This is a genomic window from Syntrophorhabdaceae bacterium, assembly GCA_036504895.1.
Classification (GTDB): Bacteria; Desulfobacterota; Syntrophorhabdia; order Syntrophorhabdales; family Syntrophorhabdaceae; genus PNOM01.
The window spans coordinates 1-26,535 of record DASXUJ010000008.1 but is presented as its reverse complement, the minus strand read 5'-3'; the positions used below and the strand labels follow the sequence as shown (position 1 = coordinate 26,535).

Sequence of the window (26,535 nt, the reverse complement as noted above, 5' to 3'; positions counted from 1 at the left end):
GACCGGAAAATTATCTTTTTGTAATGTTGAGGAGATTCAGGCGTCTGAAGGCAGGCTCTTCGGGAGGGTTACGACGAAGCGCGCGCCGTGGGGAGCGCGCCGCCCCGCAACGAGGGTCCCCCCGTGGACGCGGGTGAATACAAGGGCCAGGCTCAGGCCGAGCCCGTTTCCCGGGGTGGAGCGGCTTTTCTCCCCACGGAAGAAGCGGTCGAAAATGTAGGGCAGGTCCTCATCCGGCACTCCCGCGCCCGTATCGTCGACCACCACGCGCGCATCCCCTCCCTTGTCGGTCACCTCTATGGTCACCTCTCCTCCCTGGGGGGTATACTTGAGGGCATTGTCGAGAAGGTTGGCGAAGACGCGCTGGAGCTTCCGGCGGTCGGCCAGGATGGTGACGGGCGCTTCCACGCCCAACGTGCGCAGCCCTATCCCCTTTTCCTCTGCCGAGGGCTGAAAAAGTTCTGCCAGGTCCCTTACCAGGGCCGTGAGATCGATCTGTCCCCGATCGAGCTTCACGAGCCCGGCCTCTGCCTCCGAGATATCGAGGGTGGTGTTGATGAGGTCGAGGAGGCGGTCGCACTCTTGGATAATGAGGCCCGCCAGGTGCAGCTCTTCTTCGTCCGCGCCCCGGTTGGAAAGGGCCATTTCAGCCATGCCCCTCATCCGCGTAATAGGGCTTCTGAGGTCGTGGGCGATGTTTTCCGTAATCTCCCTCATCTGCCCGATAAGGGCCTGGGTGCGGGCCACCATGGTGTTGAAGGAGTCGGCGAGGCGGTCTATCTCGTCGTTGCGGCCCGTCTTGGGGACCCTTCGGTCGAAGTCCCCTTTCGATATGTCCGCGGCGGCACGGGTCACCTCCTCGACGCCTGCCAGGGCCCGCCTGGCCATGAGCCAGCCTATGGCGCCCGAAAAGAGGATCACCAAAATAAGGGGAATGCCGAAATAATGCCTGAAGTCCTCTCTCAGCTCCGAGAGGGCATGATTGCTGATGCCGTGGCTTCCGTAGAGGACGGAGATATAAAAGACAAGAACCGTGGCCATGAGGCACAGGGTGAAAGCCCCCGCATACCAGAGGGTGAGGCGAAAGACCACGGAGCGGCGCTGCTCGCTAAGCTTCCTTAAGAACGTAGCCGGCGCCCCGGATCGTATGAATGAGTTTTTTCTCATGATCTTTATCTACCTTGTCCCTGAGCCTGCTCACGCGGGCTTCCACGATATTGGTCTGGGGGTCGAAATTGAGGTCCCACACGTGCTCCATGATCATGGTCTTCGAGACCACCCTGCCCGCATTACGCATGAGATATTCGAGAAGGCCGAATTCCCTCGGCTGAAGCTCGATCACCCTTCCCGAGCGGCTCACCTCCCTGGACAAAAGGTCCATCGTAAGGCCCCCCACCTCGAGGCGGGTGGGGCTCGCCGCGCCGCTCGCCCTGCGGATAAGGGCATGGACGCGGGCGAGAAGCTCTGAAAAGGCGAAGGGCTTGGTGAGGTAGTCGTCGCTTCCCGTGTGGAGCCCCTTCACCCGGTCGTCGACCGATCGCTTTGCGCTCAGGATCAGGATGGGGATACGGGGGAAACCCTCCCTCAGCCGCGCGATCAGGGTAAGGCCGTCGAGCTTGGGGAGCATGAGGTCCACGATGACCGCGTCATAGGGCTCGGTGAGGGCGAGGTGGAGCCCGTCTTCCCCGTCCGCGGCGCTGTCGACCGCAAAACCTGCTTCTCTCATGCCCTTTGCCACAAAGGCGGAGATGACCGGGTCGTCTTCTACAATAAGGAGTCTCATCACCTGTTCCTTTCGATGGACAATGCCTCGCTTATTGTAGCACAACAACCGTGTGCCTTCATCATCCCTGCCCGCCTTTGAGGATCACGAGGGCGCGCCCCGTGTCCCTCGACTGCCTGAAAACCACGGCCATCCCGGCGGCGAGAAGCTCTCTCTCCATTTCTCCCCGCCTGTCCCGTATCACCACGTAAAGGGTCTTCTCCTTCCCGAGGGCCTCCTTCAGCCGGGGCAAGGTATCGATCTCCTTCACAAAGCGTCCCGTATAGAAGGGGACCGCGCCCCGGAGGGTCTCATCCGGCTGATAGGCGTAGAGATCGGAGGAGGAAGGCACGGATGCCCTGATCGCTTCCGTGAAGGGAACGAAGGTCTTGAAGTTGTCGAGAACGGGCATGGCCGCGATGAGGCCGAGAAGGAGGAGGGAGAGGATCGAGGCCGCGGAAAAGGCCCAGAACCGGGCGATCCTGGCGCGCAGACTCCAAAAGGAGGCCACGGAGAGGCCCATGGAGGCGAGGGAAAAGAAGATCGTAAAGGCAAGCTCCTTTGCGGGAAGGGCAATTCCATATTTTTTCGCGGCCATGAGAAGACCGGGAATCGCGGCCATGGCGGCGATACACGGGAGGAGGCCGAAGAGGCAGACGAAGACCTTGTCCACCTTCCCGAAAAAAGACTTCTTGAGGGTAGACTCGATATAGGCGGCCACGAGGAGGGAGACAGGGGCAAAGAGGGGCATAAGGTAGAGGGCGCGCTTGGTCGATGCAACGGAGAGGACCACGAAGCCGGCGGCGAACCAGCACGCCATGAAAAGGGCCCCTTTCCCGGCCCTATCCGTGGTCCTGTCGGAGCGGCGGAAGAAACGGAGAATAACGGGCACCATGAGGAGGCTCCAGGGAAGAAAGGCAGCGGGGAATTGGAGGAAATAATAGTAAAAAGGCTGGTGGTGGCCGCTCGACCCTCCGGAGAACCTCTCCAGGTGGTTGTGGACCAGAAAGACCCCGAGGTATTCGCTGCCCCCCTGGCTCCATAGCGAGAGAAACCAGGGCGCGGTCATGGCGAGAAAGATCAGGACCGCGAGCCACAGGTGCATTCTCAGGACCTCCCGAATGTTTCTGTCAAAGGCAAGAAAGCAGACCACGGCAGCGCCGGGCAGCACGATCCCGATAAAACCCTTGGTGAAAAAGGCAAGGGTGCAGGCCACGTAGGAGAGCCCGTAGAAGAGGAGCCTGCGCATCCTCCCCTCGGAAAAATAGGCGACCATAAAAAAGAGGAGGGCGAGGATCACGAAAAATGCGAGGGCGCTGTCCACGATCACCCAGTGGGCCACCCGAAAGTATTCCCCGCATGTGGCCATGACCACGCCGGAGATGAACCCTGCCCTCGGCCCCATGAGGAAGGCGGCGAGAAGGAAGAGCGCCACCACCCCCGCGAAGGCGAAGAGCGCCGAAGGGATCCTCGCGACCCAGTCGTGCACCCCGAAAACCTTGAAGGCAGCGGCCACAGATGCATAGTAGAGAGGGGGATGTTCGAGAAAGGGGCGCTCATTGAGGAAAGGCACCGACCAATTTCCGGTCAATGCCATCTCTCTCCCGACCTCCGCCACCCTGGGCTCGTCAGCCGTCCATAGCCCATGGTTCGCAAGGCCGAAGGAGAAGAGAGGGATCACTATGATGAGAAGAAGGGCGAAATAAAGAATGGACTGGTTTTGCGGGCGCTGCATGGTGCCTCCTGATTATGATGTCCTGCTGCCCCCATTGTACACCAAAAGGCATGGCCGGCGCCTTACCGCAATATTACCGATTGGTAATGTTGCATTCTTCGGCCGGTATCACAAGGCTTTTCCCTTCTGGATTTATGCCTCCGAAATCTTGTATAAAGAATAATAAGGTACCGCCGGGAAGGGGAAAATCAAGGGCGGGAAAGGAGAGTAATGGAGAAAGAGGGGTTGATTGCCGGGTTATTCCAACCGGAGGACGGCGAAGGGACGGCAAGACTTTTTAAGGAAGTGTATGGAGACGCCTATCCGGAAGCGGCGGTCCACCGCCCGGACGAGCTGATCCGCAGGTCCCAGGCGGGCGATGAGATTCCCATTGTGGTGAGGCTGCCCGACAACCGGATTGTCGGATACAGCTCCCTCTTTCGGCCTGCCCCCTACAAAGGGGTCTATGAGATGGGGCACAGCGCCGTCTCCTCTGAATTCAGGAAGGCAGGCCTAATGGATATGATTTTCCAATATCTGAAAAAAGTGATGCCGGAGATGGAGGATATGGAGGTATTTTGCGGGAGGGCTCCCTGCAACGATACCGCGATGCAAAAGGCGGCCGCGGCGGCCCTGCCCATGGTGGAGACGGGATTGGAGATCGATTCCCTTGCCTCCCTTATATCGCCGGGTGAAAAGGGCGCATCGGACAGGACTTCGGCCCTTCTCATGTTCATGACCCTTACGCCCAGGCCCCACACCGTCTATATTCCCCCTCTCTATGCGGGACGACTCAAATATGTCTACGAGGGCCTCGACGATAAGCGGTCGTTCGCCGAATCGGAGGAGGACCTCCCTCAAAAGGAGCCGACGAGGATTGAAACCCGGACATGCGCCGCCGGGCGGGTGGCGACCATGACCGTCCATGAGGCAGGGGGGGATTTTCATAGGACCTTTCAGTCGGAGGAGAAGACGGTCAATACCGAGGGCGCAGAGGCAATCCACGTGCGTCTCAAGCTCTCATGGCCCTGGATCGGCAAGGTGGCCCGTATGCTCAAGGACGAGGGCTACTTCTTCGGCGGCATACTCCCCCAATGGTTCGGGGAAGACGGATTTTTCATGCAGAAGAAGAGCCGCCGACCCGACTGGGAGGGGATTCACCTCTCCTCCGCGAGGGGAGAACAGATACTGGGCCTCGTGAGGGCCGATTGGCCGGGGTAAAGAAGAGAAGTGATCATAGGGCCGGTCCTCGGGAGGACGACAACGCGAAGTTTTGAAGGAGGGATCATGAAAAAGGTGGTGTGTATGCAGCTTGGCATTTTTCTGCTGATTTTTGCGCTTTCTTTCCCTATCAACCCAAGCCTTGCGACCTCCGTGCCCCCGGAGGGCTTGCCCGATACTTACAAGGCACTGGCAGATATCCGTGCAAAAGACGTCTACCCCGGTGAATCGATAAAGCACGCCCTTGTGGGTGCCGTATTTCCGAAAGGTGTAGAGGCCATGGCCCTCAAATTTTCCAATGTAACCGCCGCCTTTTACGGGACGAGCCTCTTTCAGGCAGGGAAACAGTGGGGGTGGAAAAACATCGACCCCCTCTCAAAGGCCATTTTCCGGCAGATCGGCCAGGCAAAGACCGCGGAAGCCCTCGAGATGGGGATTGACCTCCCCAAAGATTCCCGCGCCCCGGGCCTGGTCTTCATCACCGCGGTCTTCACGAGCAGCCCGGAGTATAACTTCGAGTTCATAAAGTATACCCCTGAGGAGACGGTGGTCAGGATCTTCGGGGCCGACCGCTACTACCGGGCGGCAAAGGCCTTGGCTATAGAAAGCTATCTTACCTGGCCCGTCCTCTCCCCCTTCTTTGAAGGGATCGCCGAGAAGATGGGAATCAAGTGCATAATATCGATGAAGGTGAACCGGCTCGAAAAAGACGGGACCTGCGATTTTATGGCTAAATTTACCATGGAGAGCGGTAGGGGGAAATAGTGCGTGTGATGCGTGTAAAGCGTTTATGCGTCGAAGCGGAAAAAACAGCTCGTCCGGTGCCGCCCTCGCTTCCGGTGCGAGCTACATCACGCGGACGAGTAATGGGGAAACGGTTCGGTCTCGAATTACGCTTTTTCTTCTCGGGATGAGTGGACTTCTCCCGCTGATTGCATAAGATCCTTGTCGTCCTCGCCCAAAGACACTGCCTATGGTGCCCTGCGTTGGCTATTTCCTGTTGGGATCGAAGAAATAATGGTAGATAATCACGCTCAATGGGGTGGCGATGCCCGAGAAGCCACCCCTTCTCGCTCGCGGTGCGAGCTAGGCTGACGCGGGAGGACTTGTTCCTTTCCCTTTTTCCCGCTTTAACGCATAAACGCATCACACGCTTTACACGCATCACACACGTGTTCGCTCCGAAAAATCTATTTCCTGTTGGGATTGAAGAAGTAGTGGTAGACGAGGACGCTTAGGGGCGTAGCGATGCCGGAGAAGGTCCAGGCGATGGCTCGTTGAAGGTGCGGTGTTTGCAATTTAGGGGACTCACGTCGCCCCCTCCACGGGCCAATCCCGTGGAGCCTCCCCTTCTCGCTCGCTGTGCGAGCTAGGCTGACGCGGGAGGACTTGTTTCTTTTCCATTTTTCCCGCTTTAACGCATAAACGCTTTACACGCATCACACACGTGTCGCTCCGGAAAATCTATTTCCTATTCGGATTGAAGAAGTAGTGGTAGACGAGGACGCTTAGGGGCGTGGCGATGCCGGAGAAGGTCCAGGCGATGGCCGCGTTGAAGGTGCGGTGCTTTCTCTTCGCGATCTGGGCGGTGATCACGACGGAGCGGGCCAGGTCTCTTTCATAGTTGTCGTCCTTGCTTGCGAGGCCGTAGCGGATTTTAATGCTGTCTATGAGGTCGTCCGGGGTGAAATGGGCCACGTTACCGAAGAAGAGGAGGTTGGCGTCGGGAGGGAGGTCCAGGTCGTCGCCGTAATCTTTGAGCTGGGCAACGAGGGAGCTCAAGCCGAGAAAGATGGAGATGCAGCAGACCGCGATGGTGAAGAGGAAGTAGTAGAAGAGGAACCAGTGGTCCTTGAAATCGACCGCCATCTTGATGAGCAGAATGACGATGACGCCGTTAAAGGAGATGAGGGCCGCGTTTTTCGTCTCCCCGTGCTTGAGCATCTCCAAAGAGTGCTTGTAAATCTCCTTGAGCATCCCCTCAACCGTCTTCATCCCTCGTCTCGCCCCTTCATACGGTGAAAGTATATGAAAAGACGAAGAAAAGTGTCAAGCGGATTCAGCGCCCCCCGCACCGATACATTATTTTTATATTATGGAGCTGGGAAAAGATATAGGCGGGAGGTGTAATAAAGTCACGGGTGGTATGGTTGTCCCCGGGCAACGCGGGTCAGGGGCAGATAAAGAGGGCTTCCTGAAAGGGCAGATCAGCCGTTTTCGGCGAATAGCAAAGCCGGGCCGCTAGTCATTGAAATCAGGCAACTATAGGCAGTGCATAGTTGCCTTGACATCTCGACGCGTATATATGTATATTGCCCAGATGTCTGTATCACTATGCCCCGGCCCTATGGCAGCGCCACGGGAAGCCCAAACGGCAAATCCCCCCGACAAAATTGAATTTCGCCCCAATTTCGGACAGGTTTCCTTACTCGGGGAGGGCGAAAGATGTGTAGGGCCAGGTGGCGCGCCCGGGCGGATTAAGCATCATGAGTTTTCCTGCATAAGACAGATCATCTTCCGAATGGGGCTTCTCGTTTTGGGGCTGGCGACCGGCGCCTGTCTCTTCGCATGCACCCGGACGGAGGACAAGCCCGCCGGCCCGCCTGAAAAGATTACCATCGCCTATTCGGCCACGACCGACGCGGCCCTTGCCGAAGTTGCCCAATCACGGGGTTTTTACCGGGAAGAGGGATTGGAGGCGATTGCACGGGTGCATCCTTATGGCAAGCTTGCCCTCGAGGATCTGCTCGCGGGAAAGGCGGATTTTGCCACCGTCGCCGAAACGCCGATCGTGTTTGCAATCATGAAGGGAGAGAAGATCTCCATAATCGCGACCATCCAGACGTCAGAAGTGATGAATGCCGTCCTGGCCAGGAAAGACAAAGGTGTTCGCTCTCCCGGAGATCTTAAGGGGAAGAAAATAGCCGCGACCCTGGGCACCACCTCGGACTTTTTTCTTGACGCCCTGTTGGGCGTCCATGGAATTTCCAGAAAAGAGGTAACGATCGTCGACCTGAAGGCGGAGGCAATGCCCGCCGCCCTGGCTCAGGGCAAGGTCGACGCTGTCTCCACCTTTGCCCCCTATGTGGCGCTTACGCAAAAGAAGCTGGGAAAGAACGTGACCACCTTCCGCGACAAGGACATCTACAGGTCGACCTTCAATGTTATTACCACACAGGAATTTATCCGTAAGAACCCCGAAAAAGTCAAGAAAATGCTCCGCGCCCTTGTCAAAGCCGAGAGGTTTGTCCGGGCAAATCCGGCGGAAGCTCAAAAAATAGTTGCGGATTTCTGCGGGGTAGAGCTATCCGTAGTCCGCGATATCTGGGCCGACACCAGGTTTGCCGTAATGCTCGATCAGCCGCTCTTGCTCGCCATGGAAGATGAATCGAGATGGGCGATCGACAACCGGCTTACCAGGGCAAGGATGGTTCCTAATTATCTCCAATTCATTCACATTGACGGTCTCAAGTCAATAAAGCCTGAAGTGGTGAGGATTTTGAGGTAAGGGCGAGGCGACCTATGCGGATTAAAAAACGGCTGCAAATCAATATTGCCGTATCCATATCGATGGCGCTGATCGTGTGCCTGGTCCTTCTCCTGTCGCTGTACCGTCTCGACAAGGCAAATAATGTGGGGATAATCGCCGGCGAAATAAACGTGGGCCTTCTTGAAAGGCTCACGCTCAGAAGCGATTATGTTCGGAACAATTCCACGAGGGCGAAAGAACAGTGGATTGCCAGTCATGAGAAGCTCGGCGGCCTCCTGAAGTCGGCCTCTGAAACTTTTCGGGCCTCCGAAGACAGGGCACACATCGACGCATCAATTGAAGTTCATAATTCGATCGGAAAAATATTTTCCGCCATCGTGGCAAACAAGGAAAAGAGAGAGGCCTCAGGCCCGACCGCCCTTTCCCGTGAGGTCGAGGGCAGGCTGCTCAGCCAGTTGAACATGCGGGTGTATGAAGCGGTCCTCTACGGGCGCAACCTGCTGGACTCGAGCCGGAAGGCCCGTGCCTCCGCCCTCAGGCTGGCCGGCGCGGCCGTCATATCCGTGCTCTTCATAATAATCGGCACCATACTCTTTAATTCATGGACCATAGGCCGGACAATCGCCGATCGCGTCCGGAGACTTTATGAGGGGGTCGCGATAATCGGGCGGGGCAGCCTTGATCATCGGATCGACATCAAAGGCAATGACGAGTTCGCGGAGCTCTCGGAGGCATTTAACGGGATGACCGCGAAACTGCGCGTCTCGTACCATGAGCTTGAGAACGAGGTAGGCGAGCGCAGGCGGGCGGGAGAGGCCCTGCTGAAAAGCGAGCAGCGCTGGGCCACCACCCTGGCGAGCATCGGCGATGCGGTGATCGCTACCGATGTGGCCGGAAGGATCACATTTATGAACGCCGTTGCGGAATCCCTGACGGGCTGGATGCTTCGTGACGCTATGGAGAAGCACATAGGCGAGGTATTCCGGATCGTCAACGAGCATACCCGCGGGGAGGTTGAAAGCCCGGTTGTCAAGGTGCTCAGGGAAGGGATGATTGTCGGACTCGCCAACCATACCATCCTGATATGCAAGGACGGAACAGAAGTCCCCATCGACGACAGCGGCGCCCCCATACGTGACGGCGATGGCGGGACCACGGGTGTGGTGCTCGTCTTCCGCGACATCGCCGAACGCAAGAAAGCCGAAGAACAAATCGGGAGACAGAACTATTTGCAGCAATTATTGTTGGACCATTTCCCCGGCGTCGTGCTTCTTCTCAGGACGACCACGCGGGAAGTCGTCGCCTCGAACCGGGCCGGCATTAATATGGGAGCCGTCGCAGGCTCAAAATGTTTTGAAACATGGGGGCAGAAGGGCGACCCGTGCCCATGGTGTCTGGCTCAGGATTTATGGGCTACCGGGAAAGAGCAACAGGTGGTTCTCGACGCGGGCGAGAAAGTGATGGAAGCCCATTGGGTGCCTGTCGCGGACGATCTCTACATCCACTATGCCTTTGATATCACCGAGCGCAAGCGTGCCGAAGAAAAGCTCGCGGAGAAAGAGAGAATGATTCAGCAGGCGCTGAGCATCAGCAGATCCTTTACCTTCGACTGGGATCCGGCCACAGATCAGGTACACCGTTCCGACAGCTGCAAGAAGATTTTTGGCGTTGACGGCGACGAAATGTGCGACGCCACGTCCGAGCGTTTTTCTGAACGCCTTCACCCGGACGACCGGGCACGCCTTCAGGGGCTGCTCCGCAGCCTGACGCCCGGCCGGGACACGTACACCACGGATTTTCGGCTCCTCCTCACCGACGGGAACGTCGTAATGTTGGGAGAAACCGGCCAGGCCTTTTTCGATGCCGCAGGAAAGACGGAGCGAGTCGTCGGTGTTGCCCACGACGTTACCGCACGTAAGCATGCCGAAGAGGCCCTCCAAAGGGCCCATGATTCCCTCGAAACGAGGGTCCGGGAACGAACCGCTGAGCTGCGTCAGGCCTACGATGCCCTTCGGCGCGAGGCCGGCGAGCGTGAACGCCTCGAAGAACGGCTCCGGCAGACACAGAAGATGGAGGCCATCGGCACCCTCGCGGGAGGAATCGCCCATGACTTCAATAACATCCTTGCAGCGATCCTCGGGTTCACAGAGATGGCGGTGGATGACACCTTAGACCGTCCGGAGGTAGGAAGAAGCCTGCAGAACGTCCTCAAATCGGCAATGAGGGCAAGAGACCTGGTGAAGCAGATCCTCGCCTTCAGTAGAAAAAGCAATCACGAGAGAACGCCCCTGTCCCTCACGCCTCTCATCAAAGAAACCGTTCAACTCCTCAGGGCTTCCATACCCGCCACCATCGAGATCAAACTTACTCACGCCGCATCCTCGGATACGATCCTCGCTTCCGCGGTCGAGGTGCAGCAGATTCTCATGAACCTCGCCACCAACGCCTCCCTTTCCATGCAGGAGAAGGGAGGGATATTGGAGATAAGCCTCACCGATATCGAATTCGCGCCGGACTCGTCCGTATTTGCCCCGGACCTGAGACCGGGAGAATACCTGCAGCTCGCAGTGAAGGATACAGGGGCCGGCATGAGCCCCGACGTGATGAAGCGGGTCTTCGAGCCTTTCTTTACCACCCGGGAAGTGGGACAAGGCACCGGCATGGGCCTTGCGGTCGTCTACGGGATCGTGAAGGACCTCCAGGGCACCATCGCCGTAGAGAGTGAGCCCGGGGCAGGTTCTACCTTCCGGGTTCTTCTTCCCAAGATAAAGAGCGAAGCAAGTAAAGAGATACCCTGCGCGGTCGGGTCGTATGAAGGCAGGGAGCGCATCCTCTTTGTCGATGATGAAGAGATGCTCGTCCTGTGGGCCGAGGGGGTCCTTTCAAAACTCGGCTATACGGTAACGACCATGACCGACAGCGCCGAGGCCCTTGAAGCCTTTTCTTCCGATCCCACGCGCTTCGACCTTATCATCACCGACCATACCATGTCCGGAATGACCGGGGTTCAGCTCTCGAAAGAGCTTCTCAGGATACGACCCGGCGTTCCCATCATCCTCTGCACCGGTCACAGCGAGACGGCTTCACCGGAGATCGCAAGGGAGGCGGGGATCAGAGAATACCTCATGAAACCCCTTACAAAACAGGAACTGGCTGAGGCGGTGCGGAAAGTACTTGATGGGAAGGTTGAGGAATGAAAGATTCGTCTGAAAGCTTACCCGGCGCGCAGGATCGTCCATGAACGGTCAGAGCGCCGGCAGTGGTCCTGGTTCCGGGATCGGGTATGAACCGGCACAGGGGCCAGCGCCGCGAAGACTAGCGCGCCTCGCCTTGCTGCCGATTCCGCTTTTGGCCGCGGCCATCATCGCGGGAAGGGCGGCGAGCCTGAGCGAATCCTACACGTCCGAGACTCTGACGCTCATCCTGAGTTTCACCTTCTACACGTTGGTCTCGCTGGGCACCCTCTTTCTCATCGGCCGGAGTTTCCTGGCGTCAGGTATGCCGGGGCTCCTGCTTCTGGAGTGCGGGGTGGTCCTCTGGAGCCTGGCCGGCACGGTGGGGGACGCCGTCTCCCGCGGCGATGCGAATATCAATGTCACCATCTTCAATGTCACCATCTTGCTGGCGGGACTGTGCCACCTGGCGGGCGCCACCCTCTCGATGCGGAAGCATCGACCGCTGCGTGCCAAGCCTCTGTGGCTGGGAGTAAGCTGCGCCCTCGCCCTCGCCGCGTTGTGGCTGGTAACGCAGGCGGCGCTGGCAAACTGGTTGCCCGTTTTTTTTATTTCAGGACAGGGAGGCACGCCGGTACGCTACTGCGTGCTCATCTCGGCCATCGCCACGTTCGTGCTTTCCGCCGGTTTGCTCCTCACCCACCAGCGCACCGAGCGCGCACCCTTTGCCTCCTGGTACGCCCTCGCATTGCTTCTCCTGGCGACCGGGCTATTCGGCGTAATGATCCAGTTGTCCCTCGGCAGTGTAGTGAATTGGCTGGGCCGCATAGCGCAGTGGCTCGGCGGGGTCTATCTGCTCATTGCCGCCTCCGCCGCACTCCGCGAATCGGATCTGCCACTTATACCGTCGGTGGAAAAGCCGCTTCCGGAACGCTACCGCTACGGGGTGGCCGTAGCGATTGTGCTTGCGGCTGCAGCCGTGCGATTTGCGCTGTCACCGACTCTTGGAGCACAGACCTCTTTTCTTATTTTCTATCCTGCCGTAGTACTGGCCGCCCTCTACGGGGGCCGCCGTGCCGGCTTCCTCGCAACCGTTCTTTCGGCCCTTATTGTCAATTATTTCTGGATCGGACCCCCGGGCCGCTTCGCTATCGGGAACCCGGCCGATCGGGTGAACCTGCTCTTCTTTTTTTTGAGCTGCACGATGATCTGCTTCGTTGTCGATTCGATGTACAAGGCCCGGGCCCGCCTGATCCTGCATCAGGACCACCTGGAGGACCTGGTGCAAAACCGGACTGCCGAGTTGGAACGGGAAGTGGTCGAGCGCAAGCAGGTGGAAGAGGCACTACGCGAGAGTGAGGGGCGCCTCGCACTGGCTGCCGGCGTCACCCGAATCGGCATGTTCGACTGGACGCTCGCCACGGGCAAAGTGCTTTGGACTCAGGCTCATGATGCCATCTTCGGCTACGCCCTGCCTACTACTACCGCGACCACCACTACCAATACCACTACGGAACACGACTATCGCAGATGGGCAGACCGGGTTCATCCGGAGGACCTGCCGCTCGTCGAAGGGGAGTCACTCCGCTGTATAAAGGAGCGTAAGCCGCTCGAGCTACAGTATCGGATCATCTGGCCCGACGGCAGCCTGCATTGGGTTGAGACCAGAGGCGTCTGCCTGTACGATTCGGACGACAAAGCCCACCGCATGCTCGGCGTAATCATTGACATCACCGACCGGAAGCGTGCTGACATTGAACTGGCAAATGCTACGACTATCGCGGTCAACCGGGCTATGGAACTGGAGGCGGTAATGCAGGCCGTTCCCGCCTTTGTGTTTATTACCCACGATCCTGATAGCAGGTACATGAGGGGCAACCGCGCCACCCACGATTTGGTCGGCGTGCCCCTGCTGGCTAACGTCTCCATATCAGCACCTCAGGGAGAGCAGCCCACGACTTTCCGCGTCATGAGGGATGGACGAGAAATACCGGTCGATCAGCTTCCCGTCCAACAGGCAGCGCGGGGTCGTGAGATAAGAGACTACGAATTCGACCTCGTTTTTACAGATGGGACCACGCGCTCCCTCATCGGCAACGCCACCCCGCTCAAAGATCCCTATGGAACTCCCAATGGCGCCATTGGCGCTTTTATTGACATCACTGCACGCAAACAAGCTGAAGAGGCCCTTCAAAGAGCTCACCATGAGCTTGAACTGCGCGTCGAAGAACGCACCGAGGAACTGCGCAAAGCATACGAAAGCCTGAAGGAGGAAACGAAGGAGCGCGAGCAGGTAGAATCACGGCTCCGCCAATCTCAGAAGATGGAGGCCATCGGTACCCTCGCGGGAGGGATCGCCCATGACTTCAACAACATCCTTGCGGCGATCCTCGGGTTCACGGAGATGGCGGTGGATGACACCTTAGACCGTCCGGAGGTAGGAAGAAGCCTGCAGAACGTCCTCAAATCGGCAATGAGGGCGAGAGACCTGGTGAAGCAGATCCTCGCCTTCAGTAGAAAAAGCAACTACGAGAGAACGCCCCTGTCCCTCACGCCTCTCATCAAAGAAACCGTTCAACTCCTCAGGGCTTCCATACCCGCCACCATCGAGATCAAACTTACTCACGCCGCATCCTCGGATACGATCCTCGCCTCCGCGGTCGAGGTGCAGCAGATTCTCATGAACCTCGCCACCAACGCCTCCCTTGCCATGCAGGAGAAAGGTGGAATATTGGAGATAAGCCTCACCGATATCGAATTCGCGCCGGACTCGCCCGTAGTGGAGCCGGATGCGCTGCCGGGAGAATACCTGCAGCTCGCAGTGAAGGATACCGGGGCAGGCATGAGCCCCGGGGTGATGAAGCGGGTCTTCGAGCCTTTCTTTACCACCCGGGAAGTGGGACAAGGCACCGGCATGGGTCTTGCGGTCGTCTACGGGATCGTCAAGGACCTCCAGGGCACCATCACCGTAGAGAGCGAGCCCGGGGCAGGATCTACCTTCCGGGTTCTTCTTCCCAAGATAAAGAGCGAAGCAATTGAAGAGATGCCCCGCACGGTCGGGTCGTCTGAAGGCAGGGAGCGCATCCTCTTTGTCGATGATGAACAGATGCTCGTCTTATGGGCTGAGCAGGTCCTTTCAAAACTCGGCTATACGGTAATGACCATGACCGACAGCGCCGAGGCCCTTGAAGCCTTTTCTTCCGATCCCACGCGCTTCGACCTTATCATCACCGACCATACCATGTCCGGAATGACCGGGGTTCAGCTCTCCAAAGAGATTCTCAGGATACGATCCGATATCCCCATCATCCTCTGCACCGGTCACAGCGAGACGGCTTCACCGGAGATCGCAAGGGAGGCGGGGATCAGAGAATACCTCATGAAACCCCTTACAAAACAGGAACTGGCTGAGGCGGTGCAGAAAGTACTTGATGCACGCAAGGAAGAATAACGGCCCCAAATCCTGGTCCTACAGCTCTATTTCCAGCCCATCGTATGCCAGGTCTATCCGGAGGAGGGACGATTCGGCGTAGATCTTGAGATATCGCATTGTATCATTGAGGAATTTATCGAGGCTCTCGTCGTCGAAGGCGGGATCGTGGTGGAAGAGGCAGAGGCGCTTCACTTTTGCGCGTACGCTGAACTCCACGGCCATGATGTTGCTCGAATGGCCCCAGTTTTCTTTTGAGGAGATGGCTTCGAGGAGAGGGTACTGGGCTTCGAAGACGAGGAGGTCGGCGCCGGCGAAGAAGTCGAGAAAGGCGTAGCCCTCGAAGGCGTCGCCTTTGTGCTCGCAGTCCGTGGAGTAGACGAGGGCTTTTCCCTCTCTTTCAAAGCGGTAGCCGTAGGAGACACCGGGGTGGTCTTGTGTCTTGGCAGTTACGGCGAAGCCCGCAATCTCATATTCCCGGTCGGGCTCTAAGGGCACAAACCGGATGTCCGCGGCCATGGCCTTTAAGGGGACGGGGAAATAGGGATATTCCTGCTGCCCGGTGAATGCCTTTTCAAGTTCTTTGTGGAGACCATAAATGGTGATGCGGTTTCCCGGCCTGTAGGCAGGGCCGAAAAAAGGGAATCCCTGGATGTGGTCCCAATGAAGGTGGGACATGAAGATATGGAATGTCGAAGGCCCGGCGTCCGTAAGCCGCAGCAGGTGGTCGCCGAAATCGCGTATGCCCGTGCCCGCATCACAGAGCACGTACTCATTGCCGCCTGCGATCTGAAGACAGGATGTATTGACCCCGTAAGTCCCCACGGTTGAGAAGGGAAGGTCTCCTGCGGCATGGCGCTCGTCGAGGAATTGCTCTATCTCTGCATCGTTGATAAACTCCCTGCCCCGCGCCGCGGAAAGGGCCTTGACGATCTTTTTTCTCACCGCGCCGGATGTAATTGACGCGGGCAGCGACCCCCGAGTACCCCAGAAATGGACTTTCACGCAATACCTCCCCGGCCCTATTTTCCCCCTATAGTAACACAAGAAGGTCCCGGAGAAACAAGTGAAATATCACATGGGTCGGACATGCTACAGGCTGGACGCCACGACTCGAGAGGGCTGCAAATATGTTGTATTCCCGTTTTCAGCCGTGATACTCTTCTTCATGCACCCATCTTTTTTGCGTAGCCGCTCATCCCTGCAGGGGCAGTTCCTTCCCGAGGCGCCCGTGTTGGCGCAGCCGGCATGAAGAAAATCCTCATACCCATCCTTTTCGGCGTGGCGAGCACCCTGCTCTTCTCGTTTTTTTCCGTCACGAAATTCCTTCCTTTCGAACGGCTCGAGCTCCTGCTCCACGACATGAGGTACCAGATCCACGGGAAGAGCAATGCCCCCGGGGAAATCACTATTGTGGGGATCGACGACCGGGATATCGAGAGGTTGGGGAGGTGGCCCTGGGAGAGGGAGCGGATCGCGACCCTCATCGAGAGACTCTCGGAGATGGGTGCAAAGGTCATCGTTTCGGACATAATCTTGAGCGAACCATCACGGGGCGATGAGCGGCTCGAAGAGACGGTGAGGGGGTCGGGCCGGGTGATCCTCCCCATGGTATTCTCTTTTGGGAGCGAGCAGAGGAAGAGCGATGACGAGGCCCTCCTGGGGAGCGCCTTTTCCTTGGTAAAGAACCCGGAGAGGCTCCGCCTCTTTCCGCCTGTCTCTGCCGCGAGCGTGCTCCTTCCCCTGGAAAGGCTCTCCGCGGGCGCCTCCGCCCTCGGTCACATCAACATGTTCCCCGACAAAGACGGGGTCTTGCGGTGGGAGGCCATGGCCCTTGAATATGACGGCGAGATCTATCCCTCCATCGATATTCAGGCCGCCAGGCTCTTCCTCGGTCTCCCCGCGGGGCAGATGGTCCTTCTCGCCACACATGGGGTGAAGCTCGGCGATCTGCTCATACCCACGGACCAGTGGGGAAGGTCCCTTATCCATTACTACGGGCCCGAGAAGACCTTTCCCTATCTGTCCGCCTCCGATATTTTCGACGGCACACAAAATACGGTGAAAGTTAAAGACAAGATCGTGATACTTGGGGTGACGGCGGTGGGCATCTACGACCTCAGGGTGACCCCCGCCTCTCCGGCCATGCCCGGCGTGGAGAAGCATGCCCACGTCATCGCCTCGATCCTCCATAATCATTTTGTGGTAAAAGCGGATAATGTCGTCAACCTCGCGATCGTCCTCATCTCAGGGATGTTTTTCCTGGCCCTGAGCCTACGGGTAAAGGCCCTCTGGGGTGCCCTTCTCTGTCTCGGCGCGGTTGCCGCCCTTTTTGTCGCGACCTATTCCCTCTTTTTTCAGCGGGGACTCTGGATCGGCCTCAGCTATCCGGCGAACAATATCCTCGTCATTTATCTCGCCGTTACCGCCTACCGGTATACGACCGAGGAGAGGTACGCGAAGAGGATCAGGAATATGTTTTCGAGCTACGTCACGGAAAAGATCGTGAACGAGCTGATAAAGAACCCGAGCCTCGCGAGGCTCGGAGGGGAAAGGAGAGAGGTCACGGTCCTCTTCTCCGACGTAAAGGATTTTACGAGCTTCTCGGAAAAATATCCCGCGGAAGAGGTGGTGGCCATGCTCAACGAGTACCTGGGTGAGATGACCCACATCATCCTCGCCTGGGACGGCACAGTCGATAAATTCGTGGGCGATATGATCGTTGCCTTCTGGGGGGCGCCCGTGCCCCAGGAAAACCACGCGGCCCTTGCCGTGCAATGCGCCCTTCATATGAGGAAAAGGCTTCGGGAGCTTCAAAAAAAATGGGGAATCGAGGGCAAGCCCGTACTCGATGCGGGCATCGGCATCAACACCGGAGAGGTGGTGGTGGGCAACATTGGCGCCGAGGGCAAGAAGATGGAATATACGGTCATAGGCGACAATGTGAACCTGGGCTCCCGCGTGGAGGGGCTTACGAGGAAGTACGATGCCCCGATCATGATTACCGAGCCCACCCTCGACGCCATACGTACCCTGATCGATAAGGGAAGCCTGAAAAGCCTTGAGGTGAGAGGCCTCGAAGAGGTGATCGTAAAGGGCAGGACCACGCCCGTATGCATCTACGAGCTTAAAGCGCGTGAAGAAGGAGAAAGGTCTCTCGTCATCGAGTGCGAGACAAAAGAGATAGTTTCCTATACGGAAAAATAGACGGCCGAAGGCCCTTCAGGAAATGAGGGAGGCCCTTGGGAGGCCTCCCCTGGTGCAAAACCGCTATTTAAGCGTTCACTCTCGATTATTATCTTACAGGATAAGGGTTCGGGTTCCTGTGGGTCGTGGTGAGGCCAACGCCCGCACCGCCTCCTCCACTGCCGGTGGCTGCGATGACGCCGCCTATCAGGAGGGCCGCACCGGCTGCAATGCCGACCATGGTGCCCGCTCCCATTCCTGCCGCCGCACCCGCTCCCTCAGTACTACCGGCCTGACCCGCTGCCGAATTCGCGCCCCCAGCTGCACCGGGCGCCGAGACCCCCAACTCCGCAAGAACTCCCAGAATGGCCGCAACGCTGAAGGCCACCGGGGCCGTGGGCGGGAAACCTTTGACTACCTCGGTATACTCTCCCGCCTTGACCACCACGCCCTTATCGGGGAATTCAGGGTTGACTACCGATATTTTCTCTTCAAATGTATAGAAATCCGATTTTGGGGGCACTGCTCCTGTCCCGGCTGTCACGACCGAGAGCCACTCCGTGCCCCGGGCGCCGGCAACCGCGTTCGGGGTGCGGACCTCGAACCGCGCCTCAGGAGTCAGGGCCTTAAGGATTTTCGTATGCACCGCACCGGAGGTGAGGGACAGGGCGCCTGATTCCTTGCCGTCCTTTACGAGGAATTCGGTGATCTCGAGGGAGGATCCCGACCCTACGCTTACCTGGGTATTATTGACGAGAAGGAGTTTTGCCCGGGATTTCTCCCCTGCCCTCAAGGTATCCTTCACGAACACCGGATCGTTGACTTGAGGCTTTGCAGTCCCCGAAGCCCTTTTGAGGGCGACCTCCCCCCGCACATCAATAACCTTCCCCACCCCTTCCGCGAGGAGCTGAAGGGGAAAGAATAATTGAAACACCACCAGCCATAAGATAAATTTCCTGATCGATCCGCACATATTCATGGCAACTCTCCTGTGAGTGAATTGACTGCCTTATAGGAACAGTACCGTGAAAGTCCCCCCTAAAGGCCTTTTGAGATCTCCAGGCGAAAGGCTACCACAACCTTTTTATGAAAATCCACGGGAAATCTTCACTCGTCCATCCCGGGGAGGCTCCCCCGTAAAGGCGAAGGCCCGGCCGCCCGGCGCCTTGACGAATCTGCCGTATTTCGGTAAAGTGAACGAAATGGCCGACAAAACGCGAATCGCCGCCCTCATCGTCTTTATCCTGTCCTTCATCGCGTGCCCGGGCTGCATGAAGAACCCCTCTGTAAAGCGGCCCACGCCGAGCGGCCCGGTAATCGGCATAGTGGAGAAGAATGTGGAGATCTTCCGGGGCATTCCTTATGCGGAGCCCCCGATGGGAGAGAACCGCTGGAAGGAACCCCGGCCCGTAAGGCAGTGGAAGGAAGATCTCCCGTGCAGAGAATTCCGGCCGGCCTGTATTCAGCCCCAGGTATCGGAGCTGGACGGCGGGGGCGAGGTGGGCAGGACCTCCGAAGATTGTCTCTATCTCAATATCTGGGCCCCTGAGAAGGCAGCGGGCAAACCCCTTCTCCCGGTGATGGTGTGGATCCACGGAGGGGCGTTCATGACAGGGGCGGGCTCTTTGGCGGGATATTCAGGTGCAGGGCTCGCACGGGAGGGCGTGGTGGTCGTGACCCTCAACTACCGCCTCGGGCCCTTCGGTTTCCTCGCCCATCCCGCCCTATCCGCTGAATCGCCTTCCGGCACCTCGGGCAATTACGGGATCCTCGATCAAATGGAGGCCTTGCGATGGGTGAAGAAGAATATCGCCTCCTTCGGGGGAGACCCGGAACGGGTGACCCTTTTCGGCGAATCCGCGGGAGCCCTTTCAATAAGCGCCCTTCTTCTCTCTCCTTCTGCGCAAGGTCTTTTTCATCGTGCGATCCTCCAAAGCGGGGCCCCCACCGGCAACCGCTATGTCATGCCTGCCGCACACGGTTCCATGAGGGAGGCCCTTACCATGGGCAAGGAACTTGCCGCACGCCTCGGCTCGGATAAAGAGAAAGACGTGGCAGGGGCCATGAGGAGAAAGACGCCCGAAGAGATCATGTCGGCAGCCGCGACTTCTCTCGAATTTATCTTCAAGAAGGAAGGCCTTCTTTTCGCGCCCGTAATCGATGGGCGGCTCCTGCCCGCGGAGCCGGAGAGGCTCCTTTCCGAAGGTAAGATCCCTCATATACCCCTCATAGTGGGTACGAACAGGGACGAGGCATCTCTTTTTACAGACGGCCTTTCCCCGGCCCTCTACCAGAGCTGGCTCCGGGAAAATTTCGGCAACCCTGCCGAAGAGATCCTTCGCCTTTTCCCCCTCGATGAGAAGGAGGGGATAGATTCCCCCTCCAACCGGTTTCTCGGCGCCCTCTGGTTTTTCGGGCCTGCCCGCTCCCTTGCGAGGGCCGTGGCCCGGAAGGGGGGTAAGGCTTATCTCTATTCCTTTACCCATGTTCCGGAAAAGGGGCTCCTGAAGGAATACGGCGCCTTTCACGGGCAGGAGATCGAGTATGTGTTCGGAAACCTGGGCATCATCCTGCCCACCGACTATGACCGCTCCCTCTCACGGACCATGATGGAATATTGGGTTGCCTTCGCGGCCACAGGCGACCCCAACGCGAGGAGACTGCCCCGCTGGCCTGCCTATGACGAGAAGAAAGATGTATCCATGGAATTAGGCGCCATAGTGGGCCCGAGAGCGGGACTCAGCAAGAAAGAGTGCGACTTCGTGGAGAAGCTGAGGTACGGAGGGAAGGATAAAGGCAGGTAGAGGAAAGAACAGGTTGAGGTGAGAAAAAGCACGGGTCGTAACTATTTCCGAATTCCGCTATACGATTTCCGGCTTCACGGGAACAGGTTGAGGTTGAGAAAGGGAACAGGTCGTGACTATTTCCGATTTCCCTTATCCGATTCACGGTTTTTCAGGAGGTATCATGAAAGTTTTGTGTCTTGGGGCAGGGGCTATGGGGAGGGCGGCCGCGAAAACAGCGGTTGATTTTAAAGAAATTGCAGCCATGACCATTGCGGACCTCGATGGCGATGCGGCAAAGGCGGCGGCGGACCAGTGCGGACCGAAGGCGGGTTCGTGCGCCATCTCCGTGTTGGACCGGGCGGCGCTCGTGGCCCTCATGAGGCAGCACGATGGGGTCCTCAACTGCGTGGGGCCCTTCTTCCGGTTTGCCGTGCCTGTCCTCACGTCGGCCATAGAGGCAGGGGTACATTATTTCGATATCTGCGATGATCCGGAGCCCACCAGGGATATGCTCGATCTGGGAAAAGAAGCGGAAAAGGCGGGCATTACCGCGGTGGTCGGGCTCGGAGCGACTCCGGGCATCACCAACATGCTCGCTCAGAAGATTCACGGCATGCTCACCTCGACGGAAGAGCTCCATGCCGCCTGGAATATAGAGGAAAAAACCGCGGAGGGAACGAACAAGCTCGAATATTCGGCGGCCATCGTCCACTGGATGAAGCAATGTTCCGGAAGGATCCTCGAAAGGAGATCGGGCGAGCTCACACCGGTGGGCCCTTTGAGAGAGGTAATGCTCGATTACCCCGGACGGGGGACAAGAAAGGTATGGACCGTGGGTCATCCCGAGCCTGTCTCTTTTTCATGGTCCTATCCGGAGATTCGCAATTCGTCCTGTTATATGGTTATGCCGGGGCTCGCCGCCGATTATTTTCAAAAGCTTTCGGAGCAGATCGACAGAGGGGCGCTCACCCTCGAAGAGGCGGGACACAAGCTTATCGAGTGGTCGCAGGAGGATTCCCTGATCGAGCGGGGAATTGCCGCCCTTTACAGCCTGTTCGAGGGTCCCCGCCTTCCCCTCCTTTTCGCCCTCGCCAAAGGGGAGAGGGAAGGGAAAAGGATGACCATAGCCGCGACCCTGAAGGCAATGCCGCGAGACATGGCAACGATGACGGGCGTTCCGCTCGCCATCGGGCTTCACCAGTTCGCGGAAGGGAGGATAGCAAAAAAAGGAGTGCTCACGCCTGAGATCGCCCTCGACGGCGACCGGTTTTTTGCCGAGCTCGCGCCCTTTTGCATCTATCCCCGGGAGGTGAGAGAGGAAGAGCTTCTCGATATCACGGAGGAAGAAGGATAACCGGGAAGGGGGATGGAGAAAAAAGGAAGCCGCCGCCTGAAGAAACTCTTTGAGCGGCCGGGGAATGGCGCCGCGTCCGAGCTTCCACCCCGCTAATAGATCGTAAAACCTTCATTTATTATGCCCATGGGAGGTCTCGTGGCGTAGTAGCCCGTGCCCGTGGTCGCGGCCTGCTGTATCTCCTGCTCGTAATTTATTACCTCGTCATCGATGAGCCTCTCGAGCCTGGCCATGTTCACTTGACGTCTCTGGTACATATCCTCCACCTTTTCTATGGACATGAGGGGGTAGAGCTGCTTGTAATAATCTATATAGGCCTTGAGTGCCGCCAGGCCTTCATCCTGTCGGCCCTGCCCGAGAAGGGTAAGGGCCTTATATCCCAGGATACGGGCATACACATAATTCCCATAGGGGGCCGCCTCCGCCTCCGCTATGAACTGTTCGGCTGCGGGGAGGTCGCCCATCTTATAGCTTGCGGTCGCCGCGAACGCAAAGGCCGCAGCCCTTCGCTGCTCCCTTGAGGCATTGACAAACACCTCCCGTGCTTCCTTGTAGCTTCCCTCGTCCAGGAGGCCCCTGCCCGCAAACATATCGTCCCTGTAATGAAGATATGGGGTAGCGCACGAGACGAGCAGGAGGGTAAGAAAAAAATTGACCGACAAAATCTTGAATGGTTTCATAGTCCCATCTCCTTGAGGGGCCCCCGCCTTCCCTATTTTAATGCATCCCGTGCCATTGTCAAGAATTTAAAGTGGCGCCGGGCTGCGATGCCCGGGTCTGCCCGCCGCCTCGCACGCAAAAGGGCAACGCCTGTTGACAAGAGGGCCCGTCAACCTTATAAAAGAGTAATTGATTACACTGGAAGAGCGGCGATATCGACAGGGAGGCGCACACGCTCGCATTTGCACGGAGGGAAGTCATCTGATGAGAGACAGCACACCGGGGAAGATTCGCGTCGCAATCGCCGGAGTGGGGAACTGCGCGTCCGCGCTCATCGAGGGTATCCATTATTACAGAGACCATCCCGAAGCTACGACGGGCCTTATATTCCCTTCTCTTTGCGGCTATGGAGTAAATGATATCGAGATCGTGGCGGCCTTCGACATATCGGACGCCAAAGTGGGGCTTCCCGTGGCAAAGGCGATCTATCAGCCTCCGAATAATTTCATTCCCATAGAGGGCGTCCGGGTCGACACGCCTGCCCTTGTGTTCCGGGGACCTACGCTGGACGGCAACCCGGACCACCTGGCGAGGTTCGTGAGAGAATCACCCTCCCCGGCAGTGAACGTACCTTCCGTCCTCGCAGCGCACAAGACGGAGATACTCGTCAATTTGGTGCCTACGGGAAGCATGGCGGCCACGGAATTCTACGGGTCGGCTGCGCTCGAAGCAGGGTGTGCTTTTGTGAACTGTATCCCCACACCCTTTGCCCAGAGAGAAGGCTTCCAGGAGAAGTACGCCGCGCGGCGGCTTCCCCTTTTCGGTGACGATATCAAGAGCCAGATGGGCACGACCATTTTACACCGGGCCCTCCTCAGCCTCCTCGAGATGCGCGGAGCGAATCTTACGAAGACCTCCCAGATCAATGTGGGGGGGAATACGGACTTCGCCAATTTCGTCTTTCGAAGCGAATCGAAGATCCTTTCAAAGCGCAAGTCGCTGATGAGGTACGTGACAGAAGGGGTGTCCCACATCGGCCACCACTATGATCCGACCAGAGGCGCGGTGAAAACCGCCTTTATCGAAATTGACGCGGCCGTCTTCGGCGGCTCCCTCGTGAGGATTGAAGTCCGTCTCGAAAATGACGATAAGCCGAATTGCGCGGGCTCGGTGGCCGACCTTATCCGGCTGGGGAAGGGCGCACTGGACAGGGGCGTCGGTGGTATAATCCCTGAAGCCTGTGCATTCTATTTTAAATCACCCCCGATTGATACGGCGGACCCCGAGGCCCTGGAGACGATCCGCGAAAAATGGGCAGGGGGGCGCCCTGGGAGAACCGATGCTGGCGAGATGGCTGCGAGCATGGGAGAGAAAGCTTCTTAAGCCGCTGCTCTTCCCTCTGACTCGATTGGGCATGGGCCCCGATATGGTGACCCTGGCGGGACTCGTGGTTATCGTGATCTCCGGGCTTATGCTATCCCGGGGATACCTGCTGACCGGAGCCTGCCTATTGCTCGCGGGAGGCCTCCTCGATGCCGCGGACGGGGAACTCGCGCGGTTGACCGGCCGCGAAACCTCTTTCGGCGGCTTTCTCGACTCTGTTGCCGACCACTGCGGTGATTTCGCGGTCTACCTGGGTCTTTTATGGCTCTCTCTGAACAATAGAATGGGCTCGGAAGTGGTGCTGATTTTCGTGGCATTCTTCGGCTCGGTTTTCGGTAGCCTTATACGCTCCCGCGCCTCCATGGCGGGTGTCGACGCCAGGGACGTGGGCCTCTTCACCCGGTTCGAGCGCATTCTCCTCCTGGCGCTGGGACTCCTCTCCGGCAAAACGACCGCAGCCCTGTGGGTTCTCGCCGTGCTCAATAACTTCTCGGCCGCCCAGCGTCTGGCCTACGTCATGCGGGTGTCTCGTCTCTCCCGAAGAAATTGAGGCACCCCCCATCCGTGGCTGGTATGAATGTCCTTAAGGCGCATAAATCGATAAAATCGTCACCCTTTCCCCACGTCCCGGCACCCTTAAACGGGGCGGTAAGCCGGCATCCATGGTTTTGGTGAGCGTCGTAGTACCATCTTCCCGCGCCTTTTTACTTTTTCAATCGCCCAAAGGTATGGTATGGTGAAAGGGATGGCGCCACGAATCATTCCACGGAAGGAACACCGCATATCCCGTAAGCAAGTGAGTCCGAATGCGCTGCGCACGCTCTACAGGCTCCACAGGCGCGGCTTCATCGCTTTTCTTGTGGGCGGGTGCGTACGAGACCTTCTCCTTGGGAGGACCCCCAAAGATTTCGACATAGGGACCAATGCGACGCCCGGCCAGATAAAAAAGCTCTTCCATAACTGCCGCCTCATTGGGCGACGTTTCAGGCTGGCCCATATCCAGTTCGAGGGAGAGCTGTTAGAGGTCTCCACCTTTCGCCGGACCTTCGTCCCCTCGGACGCGGAGAGCCCGGAAGAGACCGACCGCGATAGCCGCCTTGCCCGCCACCATATTACGAACGAGGAAGGCATGGTCCTCGTGGACAACCTCTTCGGCACGCCCGAGGAGGATGCGATGCGCCGGGACTTCACCATCAACGCTCTTGCGTATAATATCGCCGATTTTTCGATCATAGACTATACCAGCGGTCTTATGGACCTCAAAGAGCGGCTTATCCGTACCATCGGCGATCCTCGTGTCCGTTTTACGGAGGACCCCGTGCGAATGCTCCGGGCGGTCCGGTTCGCCGCATCCCATGGATTTATGATCGAGCCCGTGGCCTGGGAGGTCCTCTGCGAGCTCTCCTCCGCCATCTGCCGCGTCTCTCCGGCGCGCCTCTACGAAGAGATACAGAAGCTTTTCCTGACGGGATTTTCCGGACCGGCATTTCAGCTCATGGAGAAAAGCGGGCTTATACTCGCGCTTTTTCCCGACTTGAGCCGGTGGTTCTATGGAGACAGCCGCCGTCCTGCCCTGCTCTATGAAAACCTCGATTATATCGACCGGCTCTGCAGGAGCGGCACACCCGTATCGCCGGCCTTCTTTTTCGCGGCCCTCTTCGGTCCAGTAATGGAGGGGACGGTTCTCGATCGCCATCGTGAGGGCATCCCGCGCCGGCAGGCGCTCAATGAGACGTGCGCCGCTATTATGGGAGAGGTGGCGAAGACAATAACCGTTCCCGGACGGGTCGGCGGTCGCCTGCGCGCAATCCTCGCACTCCAGACGTTCCTGTGCAGAATGCCGCCCCGGAGGGCGGCCTCTCTGGCCGGCCGGCCTGAATTCCTGGAAGCCGTGGCATACCTCCGCCTCATAGCTGAAACAAAAAAGGACCTCCACGTTTTTGTCGAATGGTGGGATGCCTTTCTCCGGGAGCCCGATTCCATGGCGCTTCTGAATGAGGCCACCGAGGAAGCCCCCAGGAAGAGGCGGAGAAGGAGAAGGCGAAAACCGAGAGGTCCCAGGGAAGACGCGACGTAAGCCCCTATTAGTAGTTCGTGTGATGCGTTGAAGCGGAAAATGGAAAAGAAACAAGTCCTCCCGAGTCAGCCTAGCTCCCACAGGGGCGAGGGGCGACGTGAGGCCTGTACTGGGCAAGAAGCCAAAAAGTCCGCTCATCCACGAATAGAAAAAGCGTCGATCCAGCCCGTACACGTCCCCGAATAACCCCTCTGCGTGATGTAGCCCGCACCGCAGGCGAGAAGGGGAGGCTCCGATAGCTTTTGCTATCGGAGGGGGCGACGCGAGCCCCTATAACGGAGCGCAAAAATGTCCCCACA

Annotated in this window: 18 protein-coding genes; 11 read left to right on the top strand and 7 right to left on the bottom strand. The window is 58.0% G+C overall.

Features of this window, described 5'->3' with window-relative positions:
• Nucleotides 1-36 precede the first annotated feature (36 nt).
• The 3 genes from VGJ94_00925 to VGJ94_00915 form a co-directional block, all read right to left on the bottom strand.
• A complete protein-coding gene (locus VGJ94_00925) occupies nucleotides 37-1,167 on the bottom strand; it encodes a HAMP domain-containing sensor histidine kinase (protein ID HEY3275155.1) in 1,131 nt (376 codons plus the stop codon).
• Nucleotides 1,109-1,783, bottom strand: a complete 675-nt coding sequence (locus VGJ94_00920; protein ID HEY3275154.1) for a response regulator transcription factor — start codon at nucleotides 1,781-1,783, stop codon at nucleotides 1,109-1,111. Before VGJ94_00920 ends, VGJ94_00925 begins: the two co-directional genes overlap by 59 nt.
• 61 nt (nucleotides 1,784-1,844) lie before the next feature.
• Nucleotides 1,845-3,497 (bottom strand): glycosyltransferase family 39 protein, encoded by a 1,653-nt coding sequence (locus VGJ94_00915; protein ID HEY3275153.1) that lies wholly within the window; start codon nucleotides 3,495-3,497, stop codon nucleotides 1,845-1,847.
• Nucleotides 3,498-3,707: 210 nt separating this feature from the next.
• Between VGJ94_00915 and VGJ94_00910 the strand changes: the two genes are divergently transcribed.
• Together VGJ94_00910 and VGJ94_00905 are read left to right on the top strand one after the other, a co-directional pair.
• Complete coding sequence (locus tag VGJ94_00910; protein ID HEY3275152.1) at nucleotides 3,708-4,697, top strand: GNAT family N-acetyltransferase; 990 nt, start codon at nucleotides 3,708-3,710, stop codon at nucleotides 4,695-4,697.
• Between the two features lie 66 nt (nucleotides 4,698-4,763).
• The gene (locus VGJ94_00905; GenBank protein ID HEY3275151.1) at nucleotides 4,764-5,462 is read left to right on the top strand and encodes a hypothetical protein; all 699 of its coding nucleotides are present in this window, start codon (nucleotides 4,764-4,766) and stop codon (nucleotides 5,460-5,462) included.
• Between the two features lie 699 nt (nucleotides 5,463-6,161).
• Here the strand turns inward: VGJ94_00905 and VGJ94_00900 are convergent.
• Nucleotides 6,162-6,692 carry a Pycsar system effector family protein gene (locus VGJ94_00900; protein HEY3275150.1) on the bottom strand — a complete coding sequence of 177 codons (531 nt, stop codon included), beginning with the start codon at nucleotides 6,690-6,692 and terminating at the stop codon, nucleotides 6,162-6,164.
• Between the two features lie 526 nt (nucleotides 6,693-7,218).
• Between VGJ94_00900 and VGJ94_00895 the strand changes: the two genes are divergently transcribed.
• From VGJ94_00895 to VGJ94_00885, 3 genes are read left to right on the top strand one after another with little or no spacing between them, the layout of a single operon-like run.
• Nucleotides 7,219-8,205: an NrtA/SsuA/CpmA family ABC transporter substrate-binding protein gene (locus VGJ94_00895; protein ID HEY3275149.1), complete on the top strand. Its 987-nt coding sequence runs from the start codon at nucleotides 7,219-7,221 to the stop codon at nucleotides 8,203-8,205.
• Between the two features lie 14 nt (nucleotides 8,206-8,219).
• Entirely contained in the window at nucleotides 8,220-11,384 is a 3,165-nt protein-coding gene (locus VGJ94_00890) for a PAS domain S-box protein (protein ID HEY3275148.1), read from the top strand.
• Nucleotides 11,385-11,424: 40 nt separating this feature from the next.
• Nucleotides 11,425-14,811 (top strand): response regulator, encoded by a 3,387-nt coding sequence (locus VGJ94_00885; protein ID HEY3275147.1) that lies wholly within the window; start codon nucleotides 11,425-11,427, stop codon nucleotides 14,809-14,811.
• An 18-nt stretch (nucleotides 14,812-14,829) separates the two neighbouring features.
• On the opposite strand, the gene VGJ94_00880 is transcribed toward VGJ94_00885, so the two are convergent.
• On the bottom strand, nucleotides 14,830-15,795 hold the full coding sequence (locus tag VGJ94_00880; GenBank protein ID HEY3275146.1) for an MBL fold metallo-hydrolase: 966 nt from the start codon (nucleotides 15,793-15,795) through the stop codon (nucleotides 14,830-14,832).
• Between the two features lie 243 nt (nucleotides 15,796-16,038).
• Here VGJ94_00880 and VGJ94_00875 point away from each other — a divergent pair, with 243 nt between their 5' ends.
• Nucleotides 16,039-17,997: an adenylate/guanylate cyclase domain-containing protein gene (locus tag VGJ94_00875; protein ID HEY3275145.1), complete on the top strand. Its 1,959-nt coding sequence runs from the start codon at nucleotides 16,039-16,041 to the stop codon at nucleotides 17,995-17,997.
• A gap of 88 nt (nucleotides 17,998-18,085) precedes the next feature.
• On the opposite strand, the gene VGJ94_00870 is transcribed toward VGJ94_00875, so the two are convergent.
• A complete protein-coding gene (locus VGJ94_00870) occupies nucleotides 18,086-18,955 on the bottom strand; it encodes a FecR family protein (protein ID HEY3275144.1) in 870 nt (289 codons plus the stop codon).
• Nucleotides 18,956-19,178: 223 nt separating this feature from the next.
• Here VGJ94_00870 and VGJ94_00865 point away from each other — a divergent pair, with 223 nt between their 5' ends.
• Nucleotides 19,179-20,780: a carboxylesterase/lipase family protein gene (locus VGJ94_00865; protein ID HEY3275143.1), complete on the top strand. Its 1,602-nt coding sequence runs from the start codon at nucleotides 19,179-19,181 to the stop codon at nucleotides 20,778-20,780.
• A gap of 163 nt (nucleotides 20,781-20,943) precedes the next feature.
• Entirely contained in the window at nucleotides 20,944-22,116 is a 1,173-nt protein-coding gene (locus tag VGJ94_00860) for a saccharopine dehydrogenase NADP-binding domain-containing protein (protein HEY3275142.1), read from the top strand.
• Between the two features lie 92 nt (nucleotides 22,117-22,208).
• Here VGJ94_00860 and VGJ94_00855 read toward each other — a convergent pair whose 3' ends face one another.
• Nucleotides 22,209-22,796, bottom strand: coding sequence for a hypothetical protein (locus tag VGJ94_00855; GenBank protein HEY3275141.1), 588 nt, complete (start codon nucleotides 22,794-22,796; stop codon nucleotides 22,209-22,211).
• Nucleotides 22,797-23,040: 244 nt separating this feature from the next.
• Here VGJ94_00855 and VGJ94_00850 point away from each other — a divergent pair, with 244 nt between their 5' ends.
• From VGJ94_00850 to pcnB, 3 genes are all read left to right on the top strand, one after another.
• Complete coding sequence (locus tag VGJ94_00850; GenBank protein HEY3275140.1) at nucleotides 23,041-24,159, top strand: hypothetical protein; 1,119 nt, start codon at nucleotides 23,041-23,043, stop codon at nucleotides 24,157-24,159.
• The gene (locus VGJ94_00845) at nucleotides 24,116-24,709 is read left to right on the top strand and encodes a CDP-alcohol phosphatidyltransferase family protein (GenBank protein HEY3275139.1); all 594 of its coding nucleotides are present in this window, start codon (nucleotides 24,116-24,118) and stop codon (nucleotides 24,707-24,709) included. The genes VGJ94_00850 and VGJ94_00845 overlap by 44 nt, the downstream gene beginning before the upstream one ends.
• Nucleotides 24,710-24,904: 195 nt before the next feature.
• Nucleotides 24,905-26,236, top strand: a complete 1,332-nt coding sequence (gene pcnB, locus VGJ94_00840; GenBank protein HEY3275138.1) for a polynucleotide adenylyltransferase PcnB — start codon at nucleotides 24,905-24,907, stop codon at nucleotides 26,234-26,236.
• Nucleotides 26,237-26,535 lie beyond the last annotated feature (299 nt).

Bases quoted from the DNA above. Each gene is read 5' to 3' on its own strand.
- VGJ94_00865 (HEY3275143.1), top strand. From the start codon at position 19,179: ATGGCCGACAAAACGCGAATCGCCGCCCTCATCGTCTTTATCCTGTCC.
- VGJ94_00905 (HEY3275151.1), top strand. From the start codon at position 4,764: ATGAAAAAGGTGGTGTGTATGCAGCTTGGCATTTTTCTGCTGATTTTT.
- VGJ94_00850 (HEY3275140.1), top strand. From the start codon at position 23,041: ATGAGAGACAGCACACCGGGGAAGATTCGCGTCGCAATCGCCGGAGTG.
- VGJ94_00845 (HEY3275139.1), top strand. From the start codon at position 24,116: ATGCTGGCGAGATGGCTGCGAGCATGGGAGAGAAAGCTTCTTAAGCCG.
- VGJ94_00885 (HEY3275147.1), top strand. From the start codon at position 11,425: ATGAACGGTCAGAGCGCCGGCAGTGGTCCTGGTTCCGGGATCGGGTAT.
- VGJ94_00890 (HEY3275148.1), top strand. From the start codon at position 8,220: ATGCGGATTAAAAAACGGCTGCAAATCAATATTGCCGTATCCATATCG.
- VGJ94_00870 (HEY3275144.1), bottom strand. From the start codon at position 18,955: ATGAATATGTGCGGATCGATCAGGAAATTTATCTTATGGCTGGTGGTG.
- pcnB (HEY3275138.1), top strand. From the start codon at position 24,905: ATGGCGCCACGAATCATTCCACGGAAGGAACACCGCATATCCCGTAAG.
- VGJ94_00910 (HEY3275152.1), top strand. From the start codon at position 3,708: ATGGAGAAAGAGGGGTTGATTGCCGGGTTATTCCAACCGGAGGACGGC.
- VGJ94_00900 (HEY3275150.1), bottom strand. From the start codon at position 6,692: ATGAAGACGGTTGAGGGGATGCTCAAGGAGATTTACAAGCACTCTTTG.
- VGJ94_00860 (HEY3275142.1), top strand. From the start codon at position 20,944: ATGAAAGTTTTGTGTCTTGGGGCAGGGGCTATGGGGAGGGCGGCCGCG.
- VGJ94_00925 (HEY3275155.1), bottom strand. From the start codon at position 1,167: ATGAGAAAAAACTCATTCATACGATCCGGGGCGCCGGCTACGTTCTTA.
- VGJ94_00920 (HEY3275154.1), bottom strand. From the start codon at position 1,783: ATGAGACTCCTTATTGTAGAAGACGACCCGGTCATCTCCGCCTTTGTG.
- VGJ94_00875 (HEY3275145.1), top strand. From the start codon at position 16,039: ATGAAGAAAATCCTCATACCCATCCTTTTCGGCGTGGCGAGCACCCTG.
- VGJ94_00855 (HEY3275141.1), bottom strand. From the start codon at position 22,796: ATGAAACCATTCAAGATTTTGTCGGTCAATTTTTTTCTTACCCTCCTG.
- VGJ94_00895 (HEY3275149.1), top strand. From the start codon at position 7,219: ATGGGGCTTCTCGTTTTGGGGCTGGCGACCGGCGCCTGTCTCTTCGCA.
- VGJ94_00915 (HEY3275153.1), bottom strand. From the start codon at position 3,497: ATGCAGCGCCCGCAAAACCAGTCCATTCTTTATTTCGCCCTTCTTCTC.